This window comes from Kitasatospora sp. DSM 101779, assembly GCF_025655475.1.
Classification (GTDB): domain Bacteria; phylum Actinomycetota; class Actinomycetes; order Streptomycetales; family Streptomycetaceae; genus Kitasatospora.
The window spans coordinates 7142556-7153173 of the sequence record NZ_JAHTIK010000001.1 but is presented as its reverse complement, the minus strand read 5'-3'; the positions used below and the strand labels follow the sequence as shown (position 1 = coordinate 7153173).

Genomic DNA, 10618 nt, shown 5'->3' with positions numbered 1-10618 from the left:
GGGGCACGCCGGCCGAGCCGCCCGACGGGCGCGCGACCCTAGACTGGAGGCGTGGACACCCCGGACGGCACCGGAAGGAGGCCGTGGTGAGCGCACTGCAGCCCAGGGACGCCGCGGACGCGGCGAGCGAGCGGGTCGCCACGATCCGCTACTCGGGCAATCCGGAGCAGGACCACCTCCTCGACGAGATCCAGCATCCGGAGACCACGGACGCGCTGTACGAGCTGGCGGCCCGCCCGGGCACGGCGGGACCGAACGGCGGCGGGCCGGCGACCCGGCAGGGCCTTTAAATCCTTTGCCAGGCCCCGGGGGGGACGGCCAGAATCCCGCGGTATGGGCACTGACGTACCTTTCGACCGGCGGCCGATCGGGGCCGAGCAGTTCGAGGCCTGGCTGGAGCTGCTGGCCGCCGTCGAGGCGGAGGACCGGGAGGACGAGCACCACGGCCCGGACGACCTCCGGGAGTACCTCGCCGACCCGTACTGCGACTTCGCCCGGGGCTCGATCGCCTTCTACGACGGCCCGACGATGATCGGCTACGGCTATCTGACGTCGCGCACCGAGGCCGACCCGGTGCACGAAATGTACTACCTGGGCGGTGTCCACCCGGCGTACCGCGGGCGCGGCGTCGGGGCCGCCCTGCTGGCCTGGGCCGAGCAGGCGGCGCTGCCGCTGCACCTCGAGCGCTACCCGGACCGGCCGCTGACCCTCTACAGCTCCAGCCTGGCGCGGAACACCCCGGCGTCCGAGCTGTACGCGGCGCACGGCTACACGGCCGCCCGCTGGTTCCACGGCATGACGCGGGACCTGCTCGCGCCCCTGCCGGACCTCCCGGCCCCGGACGGGATCGAGGTGCGCGGTTTCACCGCCGAGCGCTCCGAGGACGCCCGGCTGGTCCGCAACGAGGCCTTCCGCGACCACTGGGGCTCGACGGAGTCCAGCGAGGAGGGCTGGGCGCACATGACGACCGGTCCGGCGTTCCGCCCCGGCCTGAGCTTCGTCGCCTACGACGTCGAGGAGGACGCGGCCGCCGGCGGCGAGGCCCTCGGCATCGTCCTCGGCGAGGAGTACGACGCGCACACCGAGGCGACCGGCCGGCGCGACCTGTACGTCTCGCTGGTCGGCACCCGCCGGGCCGGCCGCAAGCGCGGCATCGCCTCGGCCCTGCTGGTGCGCGCCATGGCGGAGGCCCGCGAGACCGGCTTCGCCACCGCCTCGCTCGGCGTCGACGCCGACTCGCCGACGGGCGCGCTCGGCCTGTACGAGCATGTCGGATTCACCGTCAAGGACAGCTGGATCGCCCAGTTGAAGCCGATCTGGTCCCCCGTCGCCGACTGACGCGCCCTGTGCCGACCTGCTCTGCGCCGACCTGCTCTGCGCCGACCTGCCGCGCGGGACCTGCTCAGCGACCGCTGAGCAGGTCCGCGGCGCGGGCGATCAGCGAGGTCCGGCCGAGGCCGCCGGACTCCCGGCGGTCGGCGGCGCGGTAGGCGACGTACAGGCCGCGGATGCCGAGCCAGCGCAGCGGTTCGGGCTCCCAGCCGCGGACCTTCCGGCCGACCCAGGGCAGCCGGGTGAGCTCGGTGTCCCGCCCGAGGACGAGGTCGCGCAGGGTGCGGCCGGCGAGGTTGGCGGTGGCGACGCCGTGGCCGACGTAGCCGCCGGCCGCGCCGAGCCCGGTCGCCGGGTCGTACTGGACGGTGGCGCACCAGTCGCGGGGCACGCCGAGCACACCCGACCAGGCGTGCTCGATCGGCGCACCGGCCGCCGCCGGGAACAACCGGCCCAGCAGTTCGGCGAGCTGGCGCTGCGTCGAGGCGTGCGTCTCGCCGCGGCTGTCGACGTGCGAGCCGAAGCGGTACGGCACGCCACGGCCGCCGATCGCGATCCGGTCGTCGGCGGTGCGCTGGGCGTAGCAGTAGGCGTGCGCGCCGTCGCCGAGCACCTCGGCACCCTGCCAGCCGATCTCGTCCCAGACCGCCCGGCCGAGCGGGGCGGTGACGATCATGCTGCTGTTCATCGGGACCCAGGTGCGGCGCTGGCCGCGCAGCCCCGCGGTGAAGCCCTCGGTGGCGCGCAGGACGTGCCGGGCGCGGACGGTCCCCCGGCGGCAGACGGCCGCGCCGGGCCGGATGTCGAGCACCTCGGTGCCCTCGTGCACGGTCACGCCGAGTCCCTCCACGACGGCGGCGAGGCCGCGGACCAGTCTGGCCGGGTGGATCCGGGCGCAGTGCGGGGTCCACAGTGCGCCGCGGGCGCCGGCGACCTTGACGCGGTCGGCGAGTTCTGCGGGGCCGAGCCGGACCATGTCCTCCTCTCCCCAGCCCTCCTGGCGCAGTTCTGGCAGGTGGGCGAGCATCCGCTGTTCCTGGGCGTCGCCGACGGCCACGTGCAGTTCGCCGTCCTTGCGGATGTCCGCCTCGATGCCCTCCTTCGCTGCGACCGCGACCACCTCGTCGACCGTGGCGAACATGGCCCGCTGCATGGCGACGGCGGCGGGCCGGCCGTGTGCGGCGGCATAGCGGCGGAACTGTCCGGGCAGGGCGGCGGTGAGCCAGCCGCCGTTGCGGCCGGAGGCGCCGAAGCCGGCGAACTCCTTCTCCAGCACGGCGATGCGCAGCGCGGGCTCGGCCTGCTTGAGGTAGTAGGCCGTCCACAGGGCGGTGTAGCCGCCGCCGACGAGGGCGACGTCGACGTCCAGGTCGCCGTCGAGGGCGGGCCGCGGGGCGGGCAGGCCGTCCGCGGCGTACCAGTGGGAGACGTTGCCGTTGGTGCGGGCGGGGCCGGCGGGCGTCGTGGGGCTCATGGTCACTGCCTGGGGTCGTTCCGGCGGGGGTTCGGGGTGGGGCGCCGTCAGTCCGGGGTCGGCGGGCTGACGATCCAGAGCACTTCGGCGGGCGCGTCGGAGCGGTTGGCCACCCGGTGCGGGGTGGCGGTGCGGTAGTCGAGGCTGTCGCCGGCGTCGAGGGTGTACGGGTGGCCGTCGAGCTCGACGGTCACGGTGCCGGCGAGGACGAGCAGGATCTCCTGGGAGTCGCCGTGCGTGTAGGCCTCCTCGCCGGTGGAGGTGCCGGGGTCGAACTCCCCCGCGTACACCTCCAGATGGGCGAGCGGCCGCTGGGAGACGAGGTACTTGCGGGTGCCGGGCGCGGTGGGCAGGGCGGGGCGGCGCTCGCGGCGGACGACCCGGGGCCCGGCGGGGACGGAGTGGTCGAAGAGGTCGGCCATGGTGAGGCCGAGCGCGTCGGCGATCCTGCGGAGCATGCCGATGCTGGCGCCGGCGAGGCCGCGCTCGACCTGGCTGAGGAAGCCGGGGCTGGCGCCGGCCGCCTCGCCGAGGCCGCGCAGCGACAGGGCGCGGGCCTCCCGGTAGCCGCGGATGCGGGCGCCGAGGGCGCGGGCGTCGGCATCAGCGGCGGTGCCGGTCGTCCGGTCGGTCATGGGGTCCCCGGTTCGTGAGCGGGTCCGATACGTCATCAAACGCTCTGTTCGGTCGAGCGGAACACACCGTATGCCGGTCGGTACAGCGGCACAAGGGCCCGGCGCCCACTACGGGCTGAGCCCGTTCGAGCGACCCCGTCGGCCGTTCGCCCGGGCGGTGGAGTGCGGACGCTGCTATGAAGAGCGTTGAGTCCGTTTTGTCCGGTCTCATCCCCGTTTCTAGGAGGCATCCACATGGGTGCTACGGCTACCGACGCCCAGGCCGCCGGCCGGGGCACGCCGCCGGCAGGCAAACAGCCGCCGGTGCACATCCTCTGGATCAACGCCGGTCTGAGCTGCGACGGCGACTCGGTGTCCCTGACCGCCGCGATGCAGCCGAGCATCGAGGAGATCGTCACCGGTGCGCTGCCGGGCCTGCCCGAGGTCGCGGTGCACTGGCCGCTGATCGACTTCGAGTGCGGCCCGGTGCAGGGCGCGGACAACTTCGTCGAGTGGTTCTTCAAGGCCGAACGCGGCGAACTCGAGCCGTTCGTGCTGGTCGTGGAGGGCTCGATCCCGAACGAGTCCATCAAGTCCGAGGGCTACTGGTGCGGCTTCGGCGACGACCCGGCGACCGGCCAGCCGATCACCACCAGCGAGTGGCTCGACCGGCTGGCGCCCAAGGCCACGGCCGTGGTCGCGATCGGCACCTGTGCCACGTACGGCGGTATCCACGCCATGGCGGGCAACCCGACCGGCGCCATGGGCGTGCCCGACTACCTGGGCTGGGACTGGACGTCCAAGGCCGGCCTGCCGGTCGTCTGCGTACCGGGCTGTCCGATCCAGCCGGACAACTTCTCCGAGACGCTGACCTACCTGCTCTACCAGCTGACCGGCGCGGCGCCGATGATCCCGCTGGACGACAAGCTGCGGCCGACCTGGCTGTTCGGCGCGACCGTCCACGAGGGCTGCGACCGCGGCGGCTACTACGAGCAGGGTCAGTTCGCGGAGGCGTACGGCGAGCCGGAGTGCCTGGTCAAACTCGGCTGCTGGGGCCCGGTCGTGAAGTGCAACGTGCCCAAGCGCGGCTGGATCAACGGTGTCGGCGGCTGCCCGAACGTGGGCGGCGTCTGCATCGCCTGCACCATGCCCGGCTTCCCGGACAAGTTCATGCCCTTCATGGACGAGCCCCCGGGTGCCCGGGTCTCCGCCACCGCCAGCGAGGCCTACGGGGCCGTGATCCGCAGCCTGCGCTCCATCACCGCGAAGACGGTGGACAAGGAGCCCAAGTGGCGGCGCACCGGCCGCAAGCTGACCACCGGTTACCGCACCCCCTGGTGACCGACCCCGGACGCCGCGCGCCGTGGGCGCGCGGCGTCCGCCCCTGTCACCCCGACGCAACGACGAAGGGCACACACTCCCGATGGCGACGACAGCGAAGCCGACCGGCGACGGCCTGATGGAGATGTCCTGGGACCCGATCACCCGGATCGTGGGCAGCCTGGGCATCCACACGAAGATCGATTTCAAGCAGAAGAAGGTCGCGGAGTGCTACAGCACCTCGTCGGTCTTCCGCGGCTACAGCGTCTTCATGCGCGGCAAGGACCCGCGCGACGCACACTTCATCACCAGCCGGATCTGCGGCATCTGCGGCGACAACCACGCCACCTGTTCGGTCTACACCCAGAACATGGCGTACGGGGTGAAGCCCCCGCACCTGGGCGAGTGGATCATCAACCTCGGCGAGGCCGCCGAGTACATGTTCGACCACAACATCTTCCAGGAGAACCTGGTCGGGGTCGACTACTGCGAGAAGATGGTCCGCGAGACCAACCCGGGCGTGCTGGAGCGCGCCGAGCGCACCGAGGCCCCGCACGCCGCCGAGCACGGCTACAAGACCATCGCCGACATCATGCGCTCGCTCAACCCCATCGAGGGCGAGTTCTACCGCGAGGCGCTGCAGGTCAGCCGCTACACCCGGGAGATGTTCTGCCTGATGGAGGGCCGCCACGTGCACCCCTCCACGCTCTACCCGGGCGGCGTCGGCACGGTCGCCAGCGTGCAGCTGTTCACCGACTACCTCAGCCGGCTGACCCGCTACGTGGAGTTCATGAAGAAGGTCGTGCCGCTCCACGACGACCTCTTCGACTTCTTCTACGAGGCCATGCCCGGCTACGAGGAGGTCGGCCGCCGCCGCATCCTGCTCGGCTGCTGGGGCAGCCTCAACGACCCCGACCACTGCGACTTCACATACCGCAACATGACGGACTGGGGCCGGCGGATGTTCGTCACCCCGGGCGTGGTCGTCGACGGGAAGCTCGTCACCAACGACCTCACCCAGATCAACCTGGGCATCCGGATCCTGCTCGGCAGCTCCTACTACCAGGACTGGGAGGGGCAGGAGCTCTTCGTCACCCACGACCCGCTCGGCAACCCCGTCGACCCGCGGCACCCGTGGAACCAGCACACCATCCCCCAGCCGCAGAAGCGGAACTTCGACGACAAGTACAGCTGGGTGATGTCGCCGCGCTGGTTCGACGGCAAGGACCACCTCGCCCTGGACACCGGCGGCGGCCCGATCGCCCGCCTGTGGTCCACCGCGCTGTCCGGCCTGGTCGACATCGGCTACGTCAAGGCCACCGGCCACAGCGTGGTCATCAACCTGCCGAAGACCATGACCAAGCCGGAGACCACCTTCGAGTGGAAGATCCCGCAGTGGTCCAACGCCCTGGAGCGCAACCGCGCCCGCACCTACTTCCAGGCCTACGCCGCCGCCTGCGCACTGCACTTCGCCGAGAAGGCACTGGAGGAGGTCCGCGCCGGGCGCACCCAGACCTGGGAGAAGTTCGAGGTGCCGGACGAGTCGATCGGCTGCGGCTTCACCGAGGCCGTCCGCGGCGTCCTCTCGCACCACATGGTGATCCGCGACGGCAAGATCGCGAACTACCACCCGTACCCGCCGACCCCGTGGAACGCCAGCGTCCGCGACAGCTACGGCACCCCCGGCCCGTACGAGGACGCGGTGCAGAACACGCCGATCTTCGAGGAGAACTCCCCGGAGAACTTCAAGGGCATCGACATCATGCGGGCCGTGCGCAGCTTCGACCCGTGCCTGCCCTGCGGCGTCCACATGTACGTCGGCGACGGCCGCACGGTGCAGAAGATGCACGTCCCCACCGGCCTGAGCGGACTGGCCTGATGACCGCGGAGGCGGCCGGCCGGCGGGTCCAGGAGGTCCTGGACCGCCTGGCCGGCGAGGCGGACGAGTCGGCCGTCGCCGCGGCCGAGGACCTCGTCCGCGAGCTGATGGCGTTCTACGGCGAGGGCCTCGCGCGGATCGTCGCCCTGCTCGGCGCGGAGGGGACGGCCCCGCTGCCCGCCGTCCTGCTCGACGACCAGGTCGTCTCCGGGCTGCTGGTGCTGCACGAACTCCACCCGGAGACCGTCCAGCAGCGGATCAGGCGGGCGCTCGGCTCACTGCCGGGCCGCCCGGCCGAGCTGATCGGCTACTCGGCGGAGGCCGGGTCGGTGCGGCTGCGCACCGCCCCCGGCGGCTGCGGCTGCGGCGGCGAGGACGCGCTGCGGCGGGACCTGGAGACCGCATTCGCCTGCTACGCGCCCGAGGTGACGGACATCCGGCTGGAGAAGGCGCCGCCGCAGCCAGCGCTGCTGCAGATCGGCCGACGGCCGACGGTGGGGGCGGACGCCGGATGACCACGTCCCCGACCGACGCCCCGGGCGCGGGCGCCGCGGTGCTGCGCAGGCTGCGCGCACCCGCGGCGCCCCGCCCGGAGCGCTGCACCTTCTGCGGCACCGCCCTGGCGCCCGACCACCGGCACCTGGCGGACACCGCACAGCGGGCGCTGGCCTGCGCCTGCCCGGCCTGCGCCATGCTCTTCGACACCCCGGGGGCGGCCGGCGGCCGCTACCGCGGCGTGCCCCGCCGCTACCTCGTCGACCCGGCGCACGGCGTGGACGACGCGGACTGGGAGGCGCTGCAGATCCCGGTCTCCACCGTCTTCTTCCTCCGCAACTCCGCGCTGGACCGGCTGGTCGCGCTCTACCCCAGCCCGGCCGGCCCCGCCGAGAGCGAGCTCGACCCGAGCACCTGGCAGGCGGTGCTCGACCGCACCCGGCTCGCGGCCCTGCTGGAACCGGACGTCGAGGCACTGCTGCTGCGCCGCTCGGGCGGCGTGACGACCTGCCACCTCGTGCCGGTCGACGCCTGCTACGAGCTGGTCGGGCGGATGCGGCTGCACTGGCAGGGTTTCGACGGCGGTCCGACCGCCCGCGCCGAGCTGGAGGGCTTCTTCGACCGCCTCGCCGGCCTCGCCCGGCCCCTGACCGAGGACACCCCGTGACCTGTGACCTGACCTTCGACTGCACCGGGGTGCAGGGCGACCGGTACGCCGCCGGGCCGACCCTGCTCTTCCGGCTGCGGATCGGCTCCGGCGGCGCCCGGGTGCACGCCCTGGCGCTCCGCTGCCAGCTGCGCATCGAGCCCGCCCGGCGCGGCTACGACGACGGCGAGGCCGAGCGGCTCGGCGACCTGTTCGGCGAGCGGTCCCGCTGGGGCACCAGCCTCAACCCCGTCCAGTTCGCCCAGGTGCCGCTGCTGGTGCCCGGCTTCACCGGCAGCACCGACGTGGAGCTGCCGGTGCCGTGCACCTACGACCTCGACATCGCCGCGACCCGCTACCTCGCCTCGCTCGAGGACGGCGACGTGCCGCTGCTGATGCTGTTCTCCGGCACGGTCTTCACCGGCGAGGACGGCTTCGGCGTCCAGCCCGTGCCCTGGCACAAGGAGACCCGGGTGAAGCTCCCGGTGCGGGTCTGGCGGGAGATGATGGAGCAGCACTTCCCCGGCTGCGGCTGGCTGCGGCTGCCCAAGGACGCCATGGACGAGCTGCTCGCCTACCGCTCCCGGCACGGCCTGCCCTCCTGGGAGGCCACCGTACGGGCCCTGCTGGCGGCCGCCGACGGGCCGGCCCCCGCTCGGGAACCCGCGCACGAGCCCACCCGGGCCCGGGAGGGGGTGCGATGACCACCGTCCGCCCCGCCGCCGAGCGGTTCGCCGGTGCCCGGCAGATCGCCGACGCCGTGCTGTTCGAGGGCTACGTGCTCTACCCGTACCGGGCGTCCTCCGCCAAGAACCGGCTGCGCTGGCAGTTCGGCGTGCTGGTGCCGCCCGGCTTCGGAGAAGGCGCCGGCGAGCACCCGGACCAGCACACCGAACTGCTCGTGGAGCCGCGCCGCGGCGCCACCCTGACGGCCGAACTGCGCTTCCTGCGCGTCCAACGCCGCACCGTGCAACGGCTGCGCGAGGACGGCGGCCACGAGGACACCGAGGCGCTGGAACTCACCGACCGGGTGCTCACCCCCTGGGACGAGGGCGCCGAGGAGCGCGTGGAGCTGTCGGCCACCGTCGACGAGCTGCTCGCCGGCGAGGTGCTGGCGCCCGTCCACTGCCCGGCCCGCACAGAGATCGAGGCCGTCCGCGACGGCGAGCGCACCGTCGGCCGCACCGTCCGCCGCTGCGCCCAGGTCGACGGCGTGCTGCGGGTCAGGCTGCAGCCGCTGCCCGGCCCGTACGCCGCCTACCGGCTGCGCGCCGTCGTGGAGAACACCACCGCGTGGACGGCCGGACCGGGGGACGGCCGCGAGGAGGCGCTGCCGCACTCGCTGGTCTCCGCGCACCTGCTGCTCGGGCTGGACAGCGGCTCGTTCGTCTCGATGACCGACCCGCCCGAGTGGGCGAAGGACGCCGTCGCCGAGTGCCGGAACCTGCGCACCTGGCCGGTGCTCGCCGGCGACGACGGCCGCGCCGACGTGGTGCTCTCCTCCCCGATCATCCTGGAGGACCACCCGCAGGTGGCCCCGGAGAGCCCCGGTGCGCTGTACGACGGCACCGAGATCGACGAGATCCTCGCCCTGCGCACCTCCGCGCTGACCGACCGGGAGAAGCGCGAGGCGCGCGGCACGGACGCCCGGGCCGGCGCCGCCGTCGACCTGGCCGACTCGCTGCCGCCGGAGGTGATGGAGCGTCTGCACGGCGCCGTCCGGGCGCTGCGCGAGGTGACCGCGGGGCCGCCCGCCGGGGCCGCCGTCCCCGGGGTCCGGCCGGACACCCCGTGGTGGGACCCGGGCGGCGACCCCGGGGTCGACCCGGCCACCGACCGGGTGGTCATCGACGGCCGGGCCGTCGGCGCGGGCGACCGGGTGGTGCTCCGGCCCGGCCGGCGCCGCACCGACGCCCAGGACCTCTTCCTGCAGGGCCGCACCGCCCTGGTGGAGGCCGTCCTGCAGGACGTCGACGGGGCGGTGCACGTCGCGGTCACCGTCGACGGCGACCCGGGCGCCGACCTGTGGCGCGCCCAGGGCCGCTTCCTCTACTTCCAGCCCGACGAGCTCGCCCCCGCGGAGGAGCTCGACCCGTTGGGGGAACCCGCCCCGCTGGAGGAGAAGTGACGGACGGCAGCGGGGCGGCGACCCGGGTCCTGGTCGCCGGCGTCGGCAACGTCTTCCTCGGCGACGACGGCTTCGGCGTCGAGGCCGTCCGCCGGCTGACCGGGCACCGGCTGCCCGAGGGCGTCGAGGCGGCCGACATCGGGGTGCGCGGCGTGCACCTCGCCTACCGGCTGCTCGACGGCTACGACACGCTCGTCCTGGTGGACGCCACCGAGCGCGGCGGCGCGCCCGGCACGGTGTACCTGCTGGAGGCGCCCGCGCCCGGGGCGATCGAGCCGCAGGCGCCCGCGCTGGACGGCCACCGGATGGGCCCGGACGCGGTGCTGTCGCTGCTCGCCACGCTCGCCGCCGGCACCGGCGGAAGCCCGCCCCGGCAGGTGTTCGTGGTCGGCTGCGAGCCGGAGACGGTCGAGGAGGGCATGGGGCTCAGCGCCCCGGTCGCCGCGGCCGTCGACGAGGCCGTCGCCGTGATCCTCCGGCTGCTCGGCGGCGGACCCGCCGATCCGGGCGCCGTCCCGCCGTCCGACCGAAGCGCTACCACCGACAGAGAGGCACCCTCATGCGCAAGTTCCTGATCGTCCTCGTCAGCGCCGCCGCCGCGGCCGTCTTCGTCCAGAGCCTGCCGGACATCAAGCGGTACCTGAAGATCCGGCAGATGTGACCGCGCGGCAGTGCTGCGAATGGCGTAGCGGGCGCCGCGCCCACGGCGCGGCGCACCCCGCGTCCCGGG

The 10618-nt window shown here is 73.8% G+C and carries 12 protein-coding genes; 10 read left to right on the top strand and 2 right to left on the bottom strand.

Translation table 11 applies throughout. The features are described from left to right. The first annotated feature begins 86 nt into the window (after positions 1 to 86). Both KSNIM_RS32455 and KSNIM_RS32450 read left to right on the top strand, forming a co-directional pair. Positions 87 to 290: a hypothetical protein gene (locus KSNIM_RS32455; protein WP_263106723.1), complete on the top strand. Its 204-nt coding sequence runs from the start codon at positions 87 to 89 to the stop codon at positions 288 to 290. Positions 291 to 333: 43 nt separating this feature from the next. Further along, the gene (locus KSNIM_RS32450; RefSeq protein WP_263106722.1) at positions 334 to 1338 is read left to right on the top strand and encodes a GNAT family N-acetyltransferase; all 1005 of its coding nucleotides are present in this window, start codon (positions 334 to 336) and stop codon (positions 1336 to 1338) included. Between the two features lie 64 nt (positions 1339 to 1402). Here KSNIM_RS32450 and KSNIM_RS32445 read toward each other — a convergent pair whose 3' ends face one another. Continuing rightward, positions 1403 to 2806, bottom strand: a complete 1404-nt coding sequence (locus KSNIM_RS32445; protein ID WP_263106720.1) for an NAD(P)/FAD-dependent oxidoreductase — start codon at positions 2804 to 2806, stop codon at positions 1403 to 1405. Positions 2807 to 2853: 47 nt separating this feature from the next. Then, complete coding sequence (locus KSNIM_RS32440) at positions 2854 to 3441, bottom strand: helix-turn-helix domain-containing protein (protein ID WP_263106719.1); 588 nt, start codon at positions 3439 to 3441, stop codon at positions 2854 to 2856. Between the two features lie 234 nt (positions 3442 to 3675). Between KSNIM_RS32440 and KSNIM_RS32435 the strand changes: the two genes are divergently transcribed. The 8 genes from KSNIM_RS32435 to KSNIM_RS39500 all read left to right on the top strand — a co-directional run bounded on the left by KSNIM_RS32435 (position 3676) and on the right by KSNIM_RS39500 (position 10549). Continuing rightward, on the top strand, positions 3676 to 4761 hold the full coding sequence (locus KSNIM_RS32435) for a hydrogenase expression protein HypE (RefSeq protein WP_263106718.1): 1086 nt from the start codon (positions 3676 to 3678) through the stop codon (positions 4759 to 4761). Positions 4762 to 4843: 82 nt separating this feature from the next. Continuing rightward, complete coding sequence (locus KSNIM_RS32430) at positions 4844 to 6619, top strand: nickel-dependent hydrogenase large subunit (RefSeq protein ID WP_263106716.1); 1776 nt, start codon at positions 4844 to 4846, stop codon at positions 6617 to 6619. Then, complete coding sequence (locus KSNIM_RS32425; RefSeq protein ID WP_263106715.1) at positions 6619 to 7134, top strand: hypothetical protein; 516 nt, start codon at positions 6619 to 6621, stop codon at positions 7132 to 7134. The genes KSNIM_RS32430 and KSNIM_RS32425 overlap by 1 nt, the downstream gene beginning before the upstream one ends. Then, positions 7131 to 7781 (top strand): DUF5947 family protein, encoded by a 651-nt coding sequence (locus tag KSNIM_RS32420; RefSeq protein ID WP_263106714.1) that lies wholly within the window; start codon positions 7131 to 7133, stop codon positions 7779 to 7781. The genes KSNIM_RS32425 and KSNIM_RS32420 overlap by 4 nt, the downstream gene beginning before the upstream one ends. After that, complete coding sequence (locus tag KSNIM_RS32415; RefSeq protein ID WP_263106713.1) at positions 7778 to 8464, top strand: DUF6084 family protein; 687 nt, start codon at positions 7778 to 7780, stop codon at positions 8462 to 8464. The genes KSNIM_RS32420 and KSNIM_RS32415 overlap by 4 nt, the downstream gene beginning before the upstream one ends. After that, positions 8461 to 9888 (top strand): hypothetical protein, encoded by a 1428-nt coding sequence (locus tag KSNIM_RS32410; RefSeq protein WP_263106712.1) that lies wholly within the window; start codon positions 8461 to 8463, stop codon positions 9886 to 9888. The genes KSNIM_RS32415 and KSNIM_RS32410 overlap by 4 nt, the downstream gene beginning before the upstream one ends. Beyond that, the gene (locus tag KSNIM_RS32405; RefSeq protein WP_263106710.1) at positions 9885 to 10463 is read left to right on the top strand and encodes a hydrogenase maturation protease; all 579 of its coding nucleotides are present in this window, start codon (positions 9885 to 9887) and stop codon (positions 10461 to 10463) included. The genes KSNIM_RS32410 and KSNIM_RS32405 overlap by 4 nt, the downstream gene beginning before the upstream one ends. Beyond that, positions 10448 to 10549: a DUF6893 family small protein gene (locus KSNIM_RS39500; protein ID WP_411543807.1), complete on the top strand. Its 102-nt coding sequence runs from the start codon at positions 10448 to 10450 to the stop codon at positions 10547 to 10549. The genes KSNIM_RS32405 and KSNIM_RS39500 overlap by 16 nt, the downstream gene beginning before the upstream one ends. Positions 10550 to 10618: the final 69 nt, after the last annotated feature.